This window comes from Bremerella sp. P1 (assembly GCF_028748185.1).
Lineage (GTDB): Bacteria > Planctomycetota > Planctomycetia > Pirellulales > Pirellulaceae > Bremerella.
This window is the reverse complement of record NZ_CP118164.1, coordinates 2,107,649-2,126,788: the sequence shown is the minus strand read 5'-3', so window position 1 is coordinate 2,126,788 and position 19,140 is coordinate 2,107,649. Positions and strand designations below refer to the sequence as shown.

Annotated in this window: 14 protein-coding genes; 3 read left to right on the top strand and 11 right to left on the bottom strand. The window is 55.7% G+C overall.

Translation table 11 applies throughout. The features are described 5' to 3' along the window. The first annotated feature begins 23 nt into the window (after positions 1–23). From PSR63_RS08750 to PSR63_RS08740, 3 genes are all read left to right on the top strand, one after another. A complete protein-coding gene (locus PSR63_RS08750) occupies positions 24–839 on the top strand; it encodes a formylmethanofuran dehydrogenase subunit C (RefSeq protein WP_274332482.1) in 816 nt (271 codons plus the stop codon). Between the two features lie 543 nt (positions 840–1,382). Further along, positions 1,383–1,658, top strand: a complete 276-nt coding sequence (locus PSR63_RS08745) for a DUF4212 domain-containing protein (protein ID WP_274332480.1) — start codon at positions 1,383–1,385, stop codon at positions 1,656–1,658. A gap of 3 nt (positions 1,659–1,661) precedes the next feature. After that, entirely contained in the window at positions 1,662–3,518 is a 1,857-nt protein-coding gene (locus PSR63_RS08740; protein ID WP_274332478.1) for a sodium:solute symporter family protein, read from the top strand. 151 nt (positions 3,519–3,669) lie between these two features. On the opposite strand, the gene PSR63_RS08735 is transcribed toward PSR63_RS08740, so the two are convergent. From PSR63_RS08735 to PSR63_RS08685, 11 genes are all read right to left on the bottom strand, one after another. Beyond that, on the bottom strand, positions 3,670–3,948 hold the full coding sequence (locus PSR63_RS08735) for a hypothetical protein (protein WP_274332476.1): 279 nt from the start codon (positions 3,946–3,948) through the stop codon (positions 3,670–3,672). Between the two features lie 360 nt (positions 3,949–4,308). Beyond that, complete coding sequence (locus PSR63_RS08730) at positions 4,309–5,043, bottom strand: winged helix family transcriptional regulator (protein WP_274332474.1); 735 nt, start codon at positions 5,041–5,043, stop codon at positions 4,309–4,311. A gap of 94 nt (positions 5,044–5,137) precedes the next feature. Then, positions 5,138–5,833 (bottom strand): phosphate signaling complex protein PhoU, encoded by a 696-nt coding sequence (phoU, locus tag PSR63_RS08725; RefSeq protein ID WP_274332472.1) that lies wholly within the window; start codon positions 5,831–5,833, stop codon positions 5,138–5,140. Between the two features lie 20 nt (positions 5,834–5,853). Beyond that, on the bottom strand, positions 5,854–6,585 hold the full coding sequence (locus PSR63_RS08720) for a hypothetical protein (RefSeq protein ID WP_274332471.1): 732 nt from the start codon (positions 6,583–6,585) through the stop codon (positions 5,854–5,856). A 140-nt stretch (positions 6,586–6,725) separates the two neighbouring features. After that, complete coding sequence (pstB, locus tag PSR63_RS08715) at positions 6,726–7,580, bottom strand: phosphate ABC transporter ATP-binding protein PstB (RefSeq protein ID WP_274332470.1); 855 nt, start codon at positions 7,578–7,580, stop codon at positions 6,726–6,728. A gap of 52 nt (positions 7,581–7,632) precedes the next feature. Continuing rightward, entirely contained in the window at positions 7,633–10,143 is a 2,511-nt protein-coding gene (locus PSR63_RS08710) for a phosphate ABC transporter permease PstA (RefSeq protein ID WP_274332468.1), read from the bottom strand. Continuing rightward, positions 10,140–12,854 carry an ABC transporter permease subunit gene (locus PSR63_RS08705; RefSeq protein ID WP_274332467.1) on the bottom strand — a complete coding sequence of 905 codons (2,715 nt, stop codon included), beginning with the start codon at positions 12,852–12,854 and terminating at the stop codon, positions 10,140–10,142. Before PSR63_RS08705 ends, PSR63_RS08710 begins: the two co-directional genes overlap by 4 nt. Before the next feature lie 136 nt (positions 12,855–12,990). Then, positions 12,991–13,962 carry a PstS family phosphate ABC transporter substrate-binding protein gene (locus tag PSR63_RS08700; protein ID WP_274332466.1) on the bottom strand — a complete coding sequence of 324 codons (972 nt, stop codon included), beginning with the start codon at positions 13,960–13,962 and terminating at the stop codon, positions 12,991–12,993. A 336-nt stretch (positions 13,963–14,298) separates the two neighbouring features. Continuing rightward, the gene (locus tag PSR63_RS08695; RefSeq protein WP_274332465.1) at positions 14,299–16,050 is read right to left on the bottom strand and encodes a hypothetical protein; all 1,752 of its coding nucleotides are present in this window, start codon (positions 16,048–16,050) and stop codon (positions 14,299–14,301) included. Between the two features lies 1 nt (position 16,051). Then, positions 16,052–17,371, bottom strand: a complete 1,320-nt coding sequence (locus PSR63_RS08690) for a DUF1501 domain-containing protein (RefSeq protein ID WP_274332463.1) — start codon at positions 17,369–17,371, stop codon at positions 16,052–16,054. 10 nt (positions 17,372–17,381) lie between these two features. Next, the gene (locus PSR63_RS08685) at positions 17,382–19,025 is read right to left on the bottom strand and encodes a DUF1549 and DUF1553 domain-containing protein (RefSeq protein ID WP_274332461.1); all 1,644 of its coding nucleotides are present in this window, start codon (positions 19,023–19,025) and stop codon (positions 17,382–17,384) included. Between the last annotated feature and the right edge of the window lie 115 nt (positions 19,026–19,140).

The window sequence follows — 19,140 nt, the reverse complement described above, 5'->3', positions numbered from 1 at the left end:
CCCTGGATCAACGCAATAGTTTCATGAGACTTCGCTTACGTCACGATATCACGGTTGGCCTCGATCTACGAGGTGTGCTGCCTTCGCGCCTGTTGCCGATGTCGCTCGAAGAGGCGGCCAAAGTGACGGTATGGGAAGGGAACCAACGCGTTCAGCTGGGCGAGCTTTTTGACGTTGAAATCGAGACGCGCAGAGAAGACACGCTCCGGATCATCGGCGATCTTTCGAAGGTCGACAACGTAGGAGCAGGTCTGGATGGCGGAACGCTGTTCGTACAGGGCTCGGTTGGCAATCACGCCGCTCAGGAGATGTGCAAGGGATCGCTCTATATTCATGGACACGTCGGAAACAATCTCGCCGAAGGCATGAAGAGCGGTTTTCTGAAGGTCTTGGGCAATGTCGGAGATCGTGTCGGTGGGCCACTTCCTGGCGAGAATCGCGGGATGGCCGGAGGAAACGTTTTCATTTTGGGCTCGGCCGGAAGCGAAGTTGGGCATCGCATGCGACGTGGAACGATCGCCATCACCAACGATTGCGGTGACTACGTCGGATACGAGATGCTGGCCGGAACGATCTTTGTCGGCGGCAAAGCGGGAGCCAACGCAGGGCTGATGATGCGACGCGGGACCATTATTCTGCATGGGAATCAGCGTCGCGATTTGATGGCAGGCTTCGTTCATGCCTGTCGATTTAAGCCGGCCATGATGCCGCTATTGGCCAGGGATTTCTCCCGGCAGGAAGTGCCGGAAGTCGCTCGCCTGATTGCCCAACAGGACTACGATCTGTTCCACGGCGACGCCGTGCAGATGGGACGAGGCGAAATTCTCTTGCCGGCGTAGCTCTCGCGCGTCCCCCGCAGGTACCGTGTAAATCTGCGCGAGTCGGTACATTCGTTACAACCCGGTGCGGGACAGGCAACCCCTGGCGCGTCTATTGCCAAGGATAGTGGGGTCGTAGGTAACGTTTAATCCATTAAATCCGAGGCGGACCAAATTCTGAATAAAGTGGTCATTTGCTGTCCGATAACTGTTACTAGCCACGGATGGGTGAAGTTACTCATGGATGGGCAAAGCGAAACCACGTAGTTGGGACCGTAGCATATGCCTGTCGAATTACTCCATGCTTGGTTGGGCGTCGCGTTTGTGGCGACCTGGGCCATGATTGGTCAAGTGACCTTGGAGCGGAACTAGCTGCTTTCGGATCGTATCGGGAAAGGACACCAAAGCCACACGCTTTCCCCGGATCGTTCTCGATTTGCAGCTCTTCACCCCCTTTTAAGGTGATTCTTATGGATGCGTCTAGTTGACAGACGCTCCGGAATTGATTTTCCTAGCGACAACTTTTCTTTTCTTTTGAAAATTGTTGTCCCCGGAAAATCCCGCATGTCTTCTTCCCCACCTACGAATCGCCCTGAGCCTAAGGTTGCCTATTGGCGGCAGAACCTGATGGTCATTGGCGCTCTGCTTACCATCTGGGCTTTTGTGGCCTTTGGTTGCTCGATTTTCTTCATCGAGTGGCTCAATCAATTCCAGATTGGCAATCTGCCCTTGGGCTTTTGGTTCGCTCAGCAGGGTTCGATGTACGTATTTCTGGTGCTGATCTTGGTCTACGCACTGGTGATGGACTATCTCGATCGCAAACATGACGTGAAGGAGTAGTCCGTGGACTTTATCGAACAGATGCCGCTTCTAGGCGCGGCCATGACGGCGACACGAGCGTGGACCTTTGGGTTCGTTACTATCACCTTCATGATTTACCTCTACATTGGCTGGCGAAGCCGTGTGAAGGAGTCAGGCGAGTTCTACGTGGCTGGGCAGGGGGTTCCTGCGATTGCCAACGGTGCCGCCACCGCCGCCGACTGGATGAGTGCTGCGTCGTTCATCAGTATGGCGGGCCTGATCAGCGGGTTGGGTTCGGATGGTTCGGTCTTTCTTTTGGGCTGGACCGGAGGATACGTGCTGCTGGCGATGTTGCTGGCGCCCTATCTGCGGAAATTCGGTCAGTACACCGTGCCTGACTTCGTGGCCAAACGTTACTACAGCGAGACGGCTCGTATTGTTGCCGCCGTATGTGCGGTGTTCATTTCCATTACCTATGTCGCCGGTCAGATGCGTGGGGTGGGGATTGTGTTTGCCCGCTTCCTGGAAGTGGAAACATGGCAAGGGGTCGTGCTGGGGATGGTCATCGTCGGCGTATTTGCCGTGCTCGGCGGTATGAAAGGGATTACCTGGACCCAGGTGGTGCAGTTCTTCGTGTTGATTGCGGCATTTTTGATTCCGACGTTTGCCCTGTCAGGAATGTTGACCGACAGTTCCGTTCCCCAAATTGGCTTTACGACCGGGGATATCGCCGAGAAGGTCAACTTGATTCAGGAAGACCTTGGCTTTTCATCGTACACACAACCATTTACCAACTACGACATGGCGAATGTGTTCTTCATCATGTTCGCACTGATGGCTGGTACGGCAGGCCTGCCGCATGTGATCGTCCGTTTTTACACGGTGGCGAATGTTCGTGCCGCTCGCTACAGCGCTTTCTGGGCGTTGCTGTTCATCTGCTTGCTTTACACGTCGGCTCCCGTTCTGGCGATGTTTGCCCGCTATTCGATTTTGAACACGCTGGAAGGTGCCCACATTGGCGAAGTCGCTAAAGGGGAAGACGAAGTCGAGTACATTCCCGTGTACCGAATCAACGACGAAGGCAAAGAAGTTCCCATTCAGTGGGTTGATACCTGGCAAAAGACCGGGTTAATCAAGATTGACGACAAGAACAAAGATGGCATTCTTTCGCTGAGAAACGTCAATGGTAACTTTGACGAAGTCACGATTGATAAGGATATCCTTGTTCTGGCGACCCCTGAAATCGCGCAGCTTTCCCCTTGGGTGATTGCGATTGTCGCGACCGGCGGGCTGGCTGCCGCCTTGAGTACGGCTGCCGGTTTGCTGTTGGTGATTTCCAGTTCGATGGCTCACGACCTGTATGTGCACTTCTTCGAGCCGAACGCCTCGGAGCCTCGGCGGTTGTTTATCGCTCGTATCATGATCATCGGTGCGATTCTCGTTGCTGGTTACTTTGGGATTGCTCCGCCAGGGTTTATTGGTGAGGTGGTCGCATTCGCGTTCGGCTTGGCGGCGGCAAGCTTCTTCCCGATTATCTTCCTGGGGATCTTCGATAAGCGGATGAATCGCCAAGGGGCGACCTCGGGGATGATCGTGGGCATTCTATTCACGGCCATCTACATCATTCTCTGCCGCTCGGATCGCGTGCTGGGCTTTGACGAGCCGCTGATGACTCCGTGGTTCCAGGGAAGCAGTTGGATGCCCAATGGGCTCCGACCGGAAGGTGTCGGAGCAATTGGCCTGGCACTGAACTTCATCGTGGCGATGACGATCAGCCGCCTGACGGCTCCGCCACCGGAAGAGGTTCAGGATCTGGTCGAGAGTGTCCGTGTTCCGCGTGGCTCGCACGCTCCAGAAGCTCACTTCGACGAAACGGATGCGGAAGCCGACAATCCGTAGTGAAATCTTAGATGCGGCTGCTGGTAGAAGATCGGCAGCCGCCACGGCACAATGGGATCAATCCAAGAAGGTTTCGTCCGTGATTTAGCCACAAGCATGGGCTAAATCTACCGATCGAAGATCGCCAGTCTGGTAGCAGCCGAACTGGCGACTAGACGAGTTCCAGCGACGGATTAGGCACATCGACCCCGTCGCGGTACTTTTCGAGCGTTTCTTCTTCGACGTAGTACGTCAGACCGTCTTCTTCGCTGAACAGGCCCTTCAGGCCTGCAGCCGACTCGTCTGCTCGAGTAATCTTGCGGCACGAGACCGCTAAGGCACAAAACTGTTCGGGATCGACAAATCTCGCATTCGCCTGGCTTCGTAGAAGCTCGCGACGCTCCCAAAGGGTCTTACCGCTCAAACCGTTGTTCGCTTTCAAACCGACCATGATTTTTATGTTCCTTCCATTCTCTATCGACAATCCGAGAGAGAATCATCATGGGAAGGAAATCCGTTCCATGTCGCGGGGTCTTCAATGACGCCCGAATCAGCACGATAATCCGCCGTGCTTTCCATCGTTGAGGAGGAATCCGTTCCGACTGGCAAATCCGGCCAGCCGTACTTGCTAGCACGACATCCTTGGCGAAGATGATTGTCTTCGGGTTAAGACCCCAAGCAAGCTTCCCCACGTGCGATTAACGATACCTTAATCGCGCGTTCATCTTCAAGTACGTCGTCCCGCAGATTGCGCCAAAGATTTTCGGCGGGAATACTCACCCTCACTAGAGTGGTTTTGAGTGTAAAGGTATTAATTCAAAGCGTTTATGTTCCAGGCCGCTTCGCGGAAGCGATAACCAACCCCCCGGACGGTCTCGATGAGAATTCCCTTCCGGTTAAGCTTGCCGCGGATCGATTTGACGTGGACATCAATCCGGCGAGTTCTGCTGGCGTTCTCAGTGTCGGACTCAGGCTCCCGGTCCTTGGCTGGAAGTCCCGCTGCTTCTTCCAACTGGGCCCGCGTAAGTACATGTCCAGGACGTGCTAGCAGGGCTTGTAGAAGTCGAAACTCGGTCGGCGTCAGATCGAGTCGATTGCCGTCCATTTCGACCAAAGAGAAGCGAGGATCAAGGCGGATGCCATGGCATTCGAGAACGGCTTGGGTATCGATGGTATGCCGCGCACGAAACGTCAGCGTTTTGACCGATTGAGCAAGCAGGTCGAGTGCCAGTGACTCGGCCAGGCGGGAATCGTGGGCCGGGTCTTCGATGCCACTCAGGTCTCCGCCGGTCGGAGCAATCAAGATCGCAGGCGTCGAGTCTTCGCCTAGGTTCCTTAAGATCGAACGACAGAGATCAAGGGTTTCCACTTCCGTCAGCGAGCGAGACAAGACGACCACATCCGGCACAAATTCCATCGCGTGTTGCAAGCCATCGCGCGTGCCGTTGGCCAGATAGACTTGGCAGCCAGTTTGCTGGAGGTTGTGCGCGACCGTGCGGAGCGGTCCTCCTGCTTTTTCGACGATCAAGATGCTACGTTGAGACACGGCTCGTCTTCACGCTTGAGTTGAAGGGAACAGGGGATTAGGTCAATCCGACCCGAAAACGTAAAGCCTTCCGTGTGTTTCATGGCTTGCCGGATCATGACGCCGCATCCTCGTCGCCATCGCTTGATTGACGATGGCGGACGATTTCGCCTTCGACCCAATAAATGACAATCTCGGCGATGTTGGTGACGTGATCGGCAATCCGTTCGATGTGTTTGGAGATACCGGTGATCTCAATCATCCAGTCCAGGTCGGCTGGATTCTTCGAGATGCCCTCTTTGAGCCACTCAAATATCTGGCGATGCAGGCGATCGAGTTCTCGGTCTTGCAGAATCAGATCTCGGCAAGTCGATGCATCTTGTTGAATGAACGCATCCAGGCTCTTGCGTAGCATCTCAGCGGCTTGATGATTCGCTTGCTTCAAACATTCCGGCAGCACGATCTGGCTTGTGGCCACCCCACTGTCGCGAAGTCGAACGACGCTTTCGGCAATGTTCACCGCAAGATCGCCAATCCGTTCCAACTCGTGCCCAACCGACATGGAAGAAACGATCAGGCGAAGGTCGGATGCCACCGGCTGGAAGAGAGCGATCGAATGCAGGCACTCTTCTTCTAAAGCAATATCCATTTCGTCCAGTTGATCATCTTCGGCGATGACATTTAGGGCGCGATCTCGATCGAGATCATGCAGTGCCCGCGTCGCCTCGTTAACCTGGGTTTCGGCATGCGTACCCATCGAAAGAAGGTGCGAACGAACGGCTTCGATCTGTCGGATCCAGTGACGAGTCATGGGAGGTAGCTTTCGAGTCTCTACTTGTCGGTTTTACCGAGGAACATGTCGATCGTTTCCGAATCGGGAGCCTTGATGGTGGTTCGCATAGGACCCGCACCGATACGCGTGACGTGCTTTTCGGGAAGTCCGTCTTTCCGGAAATGTACGGCGGCATCGCTCTTCTTGGCGAAGACCCAAGCCCGACCGTCTTCGAAGTAGGTTAGGTAGCCTGGTTTGGCGAAGAGGTAGTGGATAGCCGTATCCCGAGAATCGGTCTTGAGGGTCTTACGATCCGGGCCAGCGCCAGGCAACGTGACGTGCTTCTCAGGACCTTCTCCTTCGACCAACGCTGCTAGGCTGGGGCTATCTAAAGGAAGTACCCACAGGCGTCCGTCAATCACTTTGGTAAGAAACCCGCGGCGGTTGTACGTGGAATGATCGGCCGAAGATTTGACGGCCGTCCCATCGGTCAGGTAGTAAAGTTCGTACCAGTCGTCGTTCTTCGCGTTGACGCCAGGACGGGCACGAAACAGAGCCGTCAGGGCATAGGGTTTACCGTCACGTTGGTGTTCGACAACGACAATCGAGCCGAAATCGAGCTTGGCGACGTCGTTGGCAGCGACATCGTTGACGTAGATGGTACCTTCGGTGCCGGCCTCGGGCATGGGAGCATGTTCAGGGAAGGCTTCCAACTGCTTCCAATCGCCATACTTGTCTTGCAGGTAGGTCCAAAAGTCTTCCGTAAACTTCTGGTGATCAGCGGAACGCACGGCAGTTTCGTCAGCGCAGACATTCGATCCGCACCAAACAAAACTCGTCAACGCCAAAAGCGTGAGCAGTCTGGCGAGAACTGGCAATCGAAGCATCATTGTCGGCGTCCTTTCGCAAATAGTGGGAGGAGAGGAGTGTCTTAACCAAAACGTCCCGTCACATAGGCGTTGGTTTCGGATAGCTTGGGCTTGGTAAAAATGTCGACGGTCGGACCATATTCGACGAGTCGACCCAGGTACATGAACGCGGTGTAGTCGCTGATTCGCGAGGCTTGCTGCATGTTGTGGGTGACGATCAAGATCGAATACTCACCACGCAGTTCACGAATCAGATCTTCAATTTTTCCGGTAGCGATCGGGTCGAGCGCTGAGCATGGTTCGTCCAACAGCAAGACCTCTGGCTCACTCGCGATCGCGCGTGCGATGCATAGGCGTTGTTGCTGACCGCCAGAAAGACTGAGTCCACTTTCATGGAGACGATCCTTTACTTCACTCCAGATCGCGGCACCTTTCAGGCTATGTTCGCAAACGCCTTCGAGCACACTGCGGCTTCGTTCGCCGTCGATTCGCAAAGGATAGACAACGTTTTCGAAGATGCTCATGGGGAAGGGGTTAGGTTTCTGAAAAACCATGCCCATGCGTTTGCGAAGTTCGATCACGTCGACTCCCCGGTCGCAGATCGATTGATCGTTCAAGTAGATATCGCCTTGGATGCGAACGGTGTCGATCAAGTCGTTCATGCGGTTCACGCATCGCAGAAGAGTCGACTTGCCGCAGCCGGATGGGCCAACCAGCGCGGTTACCTGACCGCGAGGTATCGGCATGCTGATATCGAACAGAGCCTGCTTGTCTCCGTACCAAAGATTGAATTTCTTGATCTCCAGGACTTTTTCTTCGCGAAAGACAGCATCGTGCACGACAGGAGCAAAGTTGTGCCCCTGGGCGATCAATTCGAGCCGGCTCGTTTCCGAAGTTCCTGATGTTGGTTGACTCATGGAGTGTGTCTTCTGCTAGTCGCGAAGGCGAAACATGCGGGCATAAAGCTGATTAAAACTGTCCCGACTGGAAACGTTTTCGGAGTCGGGCACGAAGCCAAATGGCGAACAGATTCAACGTGAAAATCACGGTGATCAGCAGCAGCGTCGTTGTAAAAACCATCGGTTTGGCAGCTTCGCTATTGGGGCTCTGGAAACCTAAGTCGAATATATGAAAACCGAGATGCATAAAGCTTCGGTCGAGGTGGACAAAAGGAGCGCTCAGGTCGACCGGCAACTCCGGAGCAAGCTTCAGCACGCCGACCAGCATCAACGGAGCCACTTCACCAGCTCCGCGAGCCATGGCCAGAATCATGCCGGTCATGATGCCAGGCAGCGCGTGCGGCAGGACGATGCGGCGAATCGTCTGCCATTTGCTCGCTCCGCAGCCGTACGAGCCTTCGCGGAGCGAATTGGGAACGGCTGCCAAGGCTTCTTCCGTGGCCACAATCACGACCGGTAAGGTCAACAGTGCCAGCGTTAAGCTGGCCCACAGCAGTCCCCCCTTGCCGAAGGTCGGGTTGGGCAGGCTGGCCTGGTAGAAGCCGCTAAAGTTGGGTGTAAACGCCACCAGGGCCACGAAGGCGACCGTTGCCATAATCCACAGCAGCAGACTCGCGATCCCAAGGGTTGGTGTTCGCATCCGCGTGAGTACTTTTCGACTCCCTAGGGAGTACGAGGTGGTGATGAAAGCCGAGAAAGCAACAATGGCCAGGCCGGCCGCAGTTAGCCACCACCACAGCTTCGGCATAGTCGGTAGATTGGCATTGCCAGGACCACCGTCGATGTAAGCGCCCACAACGAGAATCAAAAAGCCATAGCCGAACACACCAAACACAATGCTCGGTACGCCGGCCAGGTTGTTAATGCTGATGCGAATGATGCTGACAATTGGGCCGCTCTTGGCGTACTCCCGGAGATACAACGCGGCCAGAACACCAAATGGGACCACGATCAACGACATGATCATTGTCATGGCGATCGTGCCCCAAATCGCGGGGAAGACGCCGCCCTCCGAGTTCGCCTCGCGTGGGTCGGCCAGCAGAAACTCGCCCCAGCGCGACAAGTAGACATTCAGACGTCCCATCCAATCGAGTTGATTGGCGGGAAAGGCGCGGACGATGTCGCCCAGCTTAAGCTCGGCTTCGGTGCCTTCGGCCGTTGTGGCAAACAGGCCGAAGCGATTGTTGCGCTCCTCGATCTCGTTGATTCGTTCCTGCAGCGCGGCAATCTGGTTGTCGACTTCAAAGCGAACGTCCACAAAGTGATACACGGCTTGCCGGGCATCGGGTGGCACCTGGTCCAAGAGGCGTTCGATTTCATCGAGACGAGCCTGAATGCGTGATTCTTCCGTCGCCCGTTGCGTGTTTAGAACGGCAACAAGATCGGGACCGACCTTGGCCATGGCAGAGTCCTTGCCAAGAACGCGCGTTGCGCGTTCGACGATGCGGCTATCCTTTTGGTTGTCTTGTTGGATCGCGTTCAATTCGATCTTCAGGTTGTAGATTTCATTGGCCAGGCCTTCCACGAAGACGTCGTGAGCCAGTTCTTGCGAACGTAGATCCAGGCGAGCCTGCTCCTGACGCCGGCTGCTTTCACCGACTTCGTACTCGGCGATGCGATCGATCGCGTGAACACTTTCTCGGGCCGAGTCATGATGTTGCCGATAGGCGTTGTAGGTTGCCTCGGGCCCTTCCAGAACTTCTCGAATAGCGACAAGGTTCTGTCCGTATTCGACATCGGAAAGCGGAATGACTTCGCCGTTTTCAGTTACCCCGACCAGGTCTTGTTGGCCATTACGATTCTGGGTGATAAAGCTGTCGGTGTTCTCGGCTTCCAGGTCATCAAGCTTCTTTTGAATCGATTCGATCTCTTGCTGAAGCGACTCGAGTGTGGCAGCCCATGCCGCTTGAGCATCCTCATCTTGGGCATCTGGCCCTGACAAGCTTGATTGGTTGTTGGCGAAGAAAGCGTGGATATCGCTCAGGTCATCTTCATCGGAAGAGATGGGACGAGCCTTCGAAGTCACGAATCTCTGCGGCGTTCCGATGAAGCGTCCTAGTTTCGTCCGCTCAAACAGCATGGCCCACTCGGGCATCGTGGGAGGCGTATTGGCAAGTTCCTCTTGGGTAACCCACTGATAGGTACCGCTTTGGGGTGCTTTGAACTCGAAATTATCGGTGCGATACTGCCAGCGGTGGGATGACTGGGGTGTGGAAGGATCGTTTTCCGTTTGATCCGCCGATGCACTACTGAGCGTGTAGTCTTCCTCGGCGGTCAGTTCCCCCATCAGGACCGAGCCATCTTTGAGCGTCACCTGGTAAAGCCGGCCGGGCCAAAAGCTGGCCATGCCTTGATAGATGATTAGCCCCAAGAGACCGAAAATCATCAACAGAGCCAGGGTCAAAGCTCCGCCAGAGAGCCAGATCATCGGCTCTCCTTGCGAGAGGATCGTGAGCCCAGGGCGTACCTTCCGCTCGTACTTCTTGACGTGGCTATTTGCGTTTTCCTGAGGTTGGCTCATAGCTGGTAGGCCCTCCTCCGGAAGTAAAGTCGGACGACCTCGGCGACCGTGTTAATCAGAAAGGTCAGCAGGAAGAGGACTAGCGCCGACAGGAACAGCACACGATAGTGCGAGCTTCCCTGAACAGCTTCAGGCAGTTCAATGGCGATGTTCGTGCTGAGGGTTCGGAAGCCGTTGAAGATGTTCCAGTCTTCAATCGGTGTGTTGCCCCCGGCCATGAGTACGATCATCGTCTCTCCGGCGACGCGTCCCAGGCCAATCATCAGTGCCGAGAACAGTCCGCTCATCGCTGTCGGAATGACTACCCGCATGGCCGTTTGCCAATGCGTAGCACCACATCCTAAGGACGCCGATCGTAGGTGAGACGGCACGGTGGAAAGGGCGTCGTCCGACAGGGTGTAAATAATGGGAATGACCGCGAAGCCCATCACAAAGCCGACGATCAAGGAGTTACGTTGATCGAATTCGCCGATGTAGGTTCCGCGCGGATCCCAGCCAGCCAGGTCTAAGAGGCTTCCCAGGGCATAGGCCAACGAAAAGGTCGCGATCGATAGCAGCAAAAACTTCACCAAGCTCAATAGCGCGAAGGTAAACCTGGGTGCCCTGGCGACGGTGCCTCGCCAAAACGAATTCAGGGCATAAACATCCAGGGCAAGCATAACCAACGTGCAGAAGGGGATCAGGATCAACAGCCAGCCACCGACCCCGGAGCCTTGTTCGGGATGGACGAGCCAAAACTTGATGTTGCCCAGGAAGAGCCACTGCTCGATCGATGGCCCCATTCGGTAAGCGAGATAGATGCCCAGAACGAGCACTGGTGCGAGAAACCAAAGTCGATAAGGCTGAAGGCGAAGCGTAAATGCTTGTGGCATGACTTGCCAGATAAACGCTCCTAGCAAGATGGTAAAGGGTATCGTGAACATCGCCGCCAGGCAGGCCGGAACCACTTCCTCGACCACTGGGGCAAACACCAATGCCGCCAGAAAACCAAGCACCACGCTCGGCAGACTGGCCATCATTTCGACGGTGGGCTTTACCATCATGCGGGTACGCCGCGTGCTGAACTCGCTGGTGTACACGGCCGCCAGAAGTGCCAGCGGCGCGCCGAACAGCATCGAGTAAAACGTTGCCTTGAAGGTGCCTGAGATGAGCGGATAAAGCGAGAACTTGAGTTCGTCTTCTGTCTTGGAGGAAGAGCTTTGCCACATGTTCAGTGGTTCGGCGTAGCCTTCGTACCAAACCGGCAAAAAGAGAGAGGCCAGTGTAATGTCCGGAAAGCCGGGGGACAGAGCATAGTGAGCGATCTTGCCATCGGCCTCGATAAACAGCCCGTCGTCTCGAGGAGCGATCCTGGCCAGTTTCACGAGGCCACCCTCAGGCATCATTAAATCGGCCACGTACTTTTCCGTGGTCATATGAAACAGCGAGCATTGCCCGGTCGCATAACCAACAATGAACATGCGACTGCGGGACGAAGCACCAAACGAACTGACCGGGCCGGGGCCTTGGGGAAACGCATGAGCACGTACCAGCGCGAAGCCATCGGAACTCTGGCGATTGGCGAACTTCTCATCGGTGCGATCCGACAAGCGAATTTGAAACCAGCCAGAACAGTTGCCATCGCTGTCTCCGACGAACAAGGTTTCACGGCCCAAAATCCAGTCGCACGAAGTGATCGACGCTTCGGAATCAGGCGTCAGGTTGACCGTTTCGGCAATACTGATGTTATTCTTGTCGCGAATGTCATATCGGCTCAGTTGTCCCAGTTCTTCGACGGCCAGAACGTTGTTTCCAAGATCATCGATAAGAACGAACTTGGGAACACGGCCGTCTTTCGCTACCGCAGGGAGATCATAGAGCTTGGTATCTAATTTGACTTTGCCGGTAAGGAGACTCTTCTTTTCGCTGACAACGACTAGCTTTAACTGGTCATCGTCAGTCAGGGCTGCAAACGTGGTCGACGTTCCACCCAGGCTCGATCTTGCGCTGGCTTGAGGCAGATGGTCCAGCAGAACGATTGCCGATTCACCCACGGTAATGGGATCGCCAAGCGTCCAATCGACATTCTGAGCGCGATACTGCCCCTGGGGTGTCATCTGGACGACCCCGTCTTTGTAAATGGCAGTATCTCCGGGATGCGACAACTGTTTGCCGCTGGTGTCGCCGGTCTGGTCGACAAACCAATTTTTGATTTCGACCGGGTCGACAAACGTGGTTTTGAATTCCACGTTACCCACGCGAGCCGTTCCGTCGTTCAGGCCTATGACGAAGTCGGTTTGCCCGGTCGATGTCGAGATTGCCGTGATCTCGCCATCGTCGACCAATTGGGTCTCGGTAACCACCTCAAATGCCGATGAACTCATCGATTCCGCTTCGGCGTCTTTCGGGGCCGGTGGAATCAGACGGACGACCTTAAGCTTTCCGTCCTTGGTCAGCAGCCAGCCCATCGTCTGGTATTCGTTCAATTCAAAGTGAACGACCTCGCCAGAACTCCAAGGGGCTTCTTGAATGTCCAGCGGCTTGATCGAAGCGCCGCGAAACAGAGGAATGACCTCCATCACCAGAACGAGCGCCACCAGGCAGACGGCGACGATCGTACCAATTCCACCGACCGTGATGACGCCTTCGCACATAAGGTCCGACCAACGCACGCTCCAGTGAGTCTTGAGCCTGCGTTTTCTTCCGGTGAATCTTGGCTGGGTGCCACTCATGGAAAAGCGAGAAACCTTGGTTTAACCATCAAGGGCGAAACAGGGAATGTGGAGGGAAGTCGGAAAAAGCTCCGCGACTCTCAAGTCGACTTGGCGACATCAAGCTGCGGAGCTCTTGCGGTAGCAAGGTGAAGGATCAGTTCTTGATGCCGACCTTTTCCAGCTGGACTTCCGCAATCACAGCGGGGATGGGCAGATAGCCGTCCTTCACGACGGCCTTCTGTCCTTGTTGGCTATAGATGTATTTCAAAAACTCACGACGCAGTGGATCGAGCTCACTGCCGGGGCGATGGTTCACGCTGATAAACAGGAAACGCGACAGTGGATAGTCGTCGGCGTTTTCGGCAGTCGCTTCCACGAAGTCGGTGCCTTCGACCGAAAGTGGCAGAGCACGAACGTCCGACGTCTTGTAACCAATACCGCTGTAGCCGATGCCGAACTTATCGGTTGCGACGCCTTGCACGACCGAAGAACTACCAGGCTGTTCTTTGACCGACGGCTTGTAGTCGCCGCCAAACAGGGCGTTTTCCTTGAAGAACGCATAGGTGCCGGAAGCCGAGTTGCGACCATACAGGCTGATTGGCGACTGGGCGAATGCACCCTGCAGGCCAAGTTCTCCCCAACGTGTAATGTCCTTGTCGGCACCGCCTTTGCGATTGGTCGAGAAGATCGCATCGACCTGAGGTAGCGACAGGCCTGCGATTGGATTGTCCTTATTCACGTAGACGGCCAACATGTCGATGCTGGTGCCCAGTTCAGTTGGCTTGTATCCGTATCGCTTTTCAAAGTCGTCGATTTCGTTGGCCTTCATCGGACGGCTCATGGGACCAAAGGTTGCCGTGCCTTGGATCAGGGCTGGAGGAGCAGTCGAGGAGCCTTTGCCTTCGATCTCGATTTGAACGTTCGGATAGATCTCCTGGAAGCCCTCGGCCCACAGGGTCATCATGTTGTTCATCGTGTCGGAGCCGATGCTTTTGATCGTACCCGAGACACCCGAAACTCGCTTATATTCCGGCAGTTTTGGGTCGACTTGCAACTGAGCCATCAACACACCAGGGCAGAGACACGCCAGGAGCGAAGTAAGCACGAATAGGTGGCAACGGGACATCAGGTCAAATCCTTCAAGAAGCAGGGCAAACAAAATCGGAGGTGATCCAATGGCACCACGATTTCGCATGGGGGAGAAATTCGCATTAACAATGCGCTAACACTCGGAAAAGCTCTCCGCGGTATGGCCAATTCAGAAAGGAATCGGTGGTTTTCTCGGGGATTTAGGGCAATTCCAGCGAAAGTTAATCTTCTGGCATAACCTCAGCTAAAGAAAGCCCTTACGTCTTTTGAGTGGTCATATTTACAAAACGTTAATATTTCAGGCAATGCCTGCGGTGCTTTCGGGGGGAGGATGGAGGCCGGATTCGGCACTGCCAACCACCACAGGTGGGCCCTAGAATAGGTCCGGGCTCGAGAGGACCTCGGCGTCGGTGATGAAGCCATCTTGGTCGGTATCTAATGTCGAGAACTGCGCTGGGGTACCGAGGAATTCACGCAGACTGATATCGCCATCGCCGTTGTAGTCCATGCCTTGGAACCATGCCGGGGTCAGGCTATTGGTGGCTGTCGAGTCTTGCGGCTGATTGTAAAGCTGAGGCGCTTGCAGGTTATCGTCTTGGTCTCCTCGGAAGAACTCGAACACCAAGAGCGCCGGGATCTCGTCAAATTCGATGGCGTGCGACTGGTCGACGTCCATCCCGCCTAGCTCGGACTCGAGTTGCTTGAGTTCCCGAGCTGAAAGCCGAGTGTCTCGATTTGGGTCGATCGCACGAAACAGGGGGTCATCTCCGTCGATGCCCTGCAGGCAAATATGGCAACGCTGAATCCAGTTCCGCTGCAGCAGTGCCGCTTCGATTTCCTCGACGTACAGCTTCTCGTCTTTGTCTTTATCGGCCATGGCAAAGTTGATGTTGGTGCCTTCCTCTGGCAATTCATCGTCCTCGAGATAGCCATCCTGGTTACCGTCATAAACTTGTAACAGGTTCTCGGCTTGTAGCGTGGCACCCGAGGAGCCGACATTGTCCCGCACACGAAAGACCAGCCAGTCGGAACCCAGATTAACGGCTACCTCGTTGGACCTGGTAATCGGCTCGGCAGAAGACTTTTTGGCAGGAAGCATGACCATCCGCCGCTTATCCTCGTCGCCACCAAAGCGAATGGTCAGTTCGTACTCGGCAGGCAGGCTGGCCAGCTTGGGAAGTTCCTCGCTGCTCAGCACACCATCGGCGTCGGCATCGATCGTATGCAACAGGTTGTCTTGGGGAAACTTGTTAAGCTGAAGCTGCCCGCCGCGTTCGTAGTTCTCCTGCATGGCATAACGTAGATCATTCCATGGGGTATTTTCGTCCAGGGTGAACATGCCTTGCCCGCCAAAGAAGCGGCGTCGATCACCTCGTCGCGACATATCGTCCATCGAGTCACCGGAAGCTGTGATCAATTCCATTGGGGTGACAAGCTCGTCGTCGTCCAGATCACGCAAGCGAAGTCGATTGGCAGCCGAGGTAATTTCGTCACTGTCGATCACCCCGTTACCATTCTCGTCGAGCAGTTGCCGCATGGGGGAATCGGTTCGACTGCGATCCACAGCGTACGACGTTCGGCGAACGGAGAATGCCTCAGTTCGTGCGCTGCTGCGACTAACCATGCGGGGCACTTCGGCACGATCGACCCAGCCGTTGCGGTTCGTGTCGTATCGATCGATGTTTTGTTTTCGTTGCCGCGGATCCTCGAACGAAAGGTTGCCAAACTGACCACTGCGAAGTTCCGGTTGGTTGGCCAATTCATCCCAGGTCGCTTTGCCATCCTGGTTAGCATCGGCCAAGGCAAGCACATGATCAACCAGTTCTTCCAGGGCGTGATCGTACGGCTTGTCGTCGATCCAAAGTAGCACATCCACGCGGATCGGCCCCTGCGACGTGAAGACAAGTAGACGCTGCGGCTTGACGTACGGTTCCAGCTCGAACGGCAGGCCTGCCTCCGGAACGGCCATCTCTTCCAGGGAAATCAAATCGATTGGATCAACCGTCGGAGTTACGGCCACAGGCGGGGCAGGCTTGGCTGGAGGTGCTTTGGCGACGCGCTGGTTGCATCCGCCAATGACGACTGCCAGGGAGAGCCAAACGAAGGTGGAAAGAATCGCTCGCATGTTACGCCAAAACCTGATCGATGGAAGTCCCTTCCGAAATCTTGATAGGACGGGCCTGAGGCGAATAGTGCTCGGTCGCCGGGTCGACACCCACGGCCCGGCATAGTGTCGCCAGCAGGTCTTGAACTTCGGTCTTCCCTTCGGTCACTTCACGGCCGGCTTCGTCAGTCTTACCGTAGGCCTGCCCGCCAGCGATTCCCCCGCCCGATAGAACGCAAGTCCAGGCGTCGGGGAAATGATCGCGACCAGCGGTGCCGTTGATGTTAGGGGTCCTGCCAAACTCGCCCATCCAGCAGATGGTGGTCGTTTCCAGCAGATCACGCTCAGCCAATTCGCGCAGGAGAGTACTCCAGCCTTGGTCGAGTTCTTTCGAGAGCCGTTCGACGGTGGGGAAGTTGCCTTGGTGGGTATCCCAGCCCAGGCCATTTCCGCCTAGGGTCACTTCTACAAACGGAACGTCACGTTCGACCAGACGCCGAGCAATCAGGCAGCCTTGGCCAAAGGTGCCCTTGCCGTACGATTCACGGACTTCGGTTGACTCCTGCGAAAGATCAAACGCCGAGGCCGCATCGGGGTGCATCATTTTAACCGCCGATTGAAAGATCGTGGCTTGCGCTTCGGCTGCCCCAGAAGGATGCCGGGCCAGGAATTGGTTCTGTTGGTCTTTCCACAATGCCAGCCGCGCCTCCTGCCGCTTCGTGTCGATGCCAGGCGGAAGCGAAAGGAAGTCGACACCCAGGTCAGCCATCTCATCCGAGCCTTCTGCAGCCGGCGCGCCTCGCGTGCCCACGGTGGCCGCCGCATAACGTGGCCCTAAGAAACCAGGACTCAGCGCGCTGCCGCTAAGCAGGCCACTAGGGTTGACGGCGACATAATTGGGAAGCGTCGACTGATTGTCCTGCATTGCTTTGGAAAGCGATGCACCGATCGATGGGTAATTGAGCGGGCCACCAGGTCGCTGCCCGGTGTGCATCAGGTAAGTGCCTCGCAGATGGTCCCCTTCGCGGGTACTCATCCCTCGCAAAATGGCAAGCTTGTCGGCCTGCTTGGCCAGTCCGGCAAAGTGTTCGCTGAAGCGCAGGCCCGGCACGTTGGTTTCCGTTTCCTTGAACTCGCCACCGTTGGCATGCCCTGGCTTCATATCAAACGTATCGGTTTGCGTCGGACCGCCAGCCATCCACAACAAGATGCAGCTTCGCTTGCGGTTCGGGTCCGATCCGGCCGCGGTGGCCAGTTGGGGAAGCCAAGAACAACTGGCAGCGCCCAACAGGCCTGCGGTCGTTTGTAGGAATCGACGTCGCGAATGAGGCAAGGCGTTCATCGGATATCCCTTAATGGTTCAACATGAATTCAGCGCTATTGGCCAACACCCACAGCACGTCTCCCAGGGCTGCCGACTGCTGCTCTGGTTCTGCTTGTTGCAGGAACGCTTGGTACCGCATCAACTCTTCGGCATTGGGTGGGCGGCTGTAGGCTGCCAGAAACAGCACGTTCAATCGCTGTTCGTCCGAGAGGAACGGAGCAGACAAGGCCTTGAGCAGGCCACTCGTCTCAGGCGAAGTCGCGGTGGAAACAGGCGGGCCATTCATCACGGCCAGTGCCTGCGGCATGCCGGTATCGAAGAACGTACGGTCCTTGCTCGCCGTTCGCAGCCGTGCCACGAATTGATTGCGTTGACCGTCCTGCTGCATCATGGTGACGTTACTCTTCAGCAGTCCGACCTTTAAGAAGGCATCGTAAAGCTGTTCTGGGGTGAGCGATTTAACAGCCATGCGAGCAAAAAGTTCTGGCGGCGCTTCCGAGTCCGATACGGCTTCGCTGCTGCGGGCATAGGTGTCAGTCAGGGCGATCGTTTGCAGTAAGAGTCGCAGGTCGAATCCGCTTTGAATAAAGTAACGCGTCAGTTCATCCAGAAGCTCGGGATGGCTGGGAAGGTTTTGCGGCGACATGTCATCCGCCGGGTGAACAATGCCGCGTCCCATCATGTGCGCCCAGGCCCAGTTCACTGCCCGCCGTGGCATGAAAGGGTTGTCGCGTGAGACCATCCAGATAGCTAACTGCTGACGCCGCGTGCCACCGAACGAAGCGTAGTTTGCTTTGCTGCCAGGAAACGCTGGCGGAACGACCTCGTCCGTTTCCGGAATGGTGACTTCTCCCATATCACGATCGACGATGTCGAATCGGCCCAAGCCAACAATGTTGTCGTTGGCTGGCCGTTCCAGCTGAGCAAAGAAGGCCGCCAGGCCCCAGAAGTCGTGTTGCTTCCAGCGATCGAAGGGGTGGTCATGGCACTGGGCACATTCCAGTTGCAGACCCAGGAAGATGCGAGATGTTTCCGAGGCCAACAATTCAGGCTTCAAGTCTTGGGAAGCATAAAAGTAGCCAGGGCCGTCACTTCCCTGAGTTGCCGTTAGAAACTCTTCAACCAGCCGATCGTATCGAACATTCTCACTAAACTTACCACGCAGCCAAAGCTGAAGGCCTTGTTCGTTCTGCAAACGTTGCGGATCGTCCGAGGGCTCAAGCACCAGTGCTCGCCACGTGTTGGCCAGGTGCGTTGGGTGAGCCGGCGACTTGAGCAGTTGGGCAATCAACTGTTGCCGTTTGTCTGGGGCGTCGTTGTCCAGGTAGGCCCGCGTCTGGGCGACGGTGGGGATGCTGCCAACCAGGTCGAGATAGGCACGGCGAATGAATTCGCCATCGGTTGCCAGCGGTGCAGCACGGACCTTTTCCTGGTCGAGTCTGGCTTGTACCAGCTCATCGATCCGAGTGGCCATCGCCTGCATCTTCGCCGTTTCGTCCGACACATCTACAGGCGTATCTTGCGCTACAAGAGCCGTGGTCCACGCAAGCAGCGACAACAGAACGCAGCTCGCGGGCACATGCGCGATGCGAAGCATGGTTCCGCCTCGAAAAATAGACAAGAGAGGGATTAGGTCGACCAAGAGGTAAGGACTACCTCTTAATGCGGGCATTTTATCAGGTTCCTTTTCCCCTGATAAGAAAAATGCAGTGATTTACATGGAATAATATCACTGCAGGAAAAGGGTGCCGCCAAGCTTGTTAGCGGCACCCACATGTGGCGCTCGA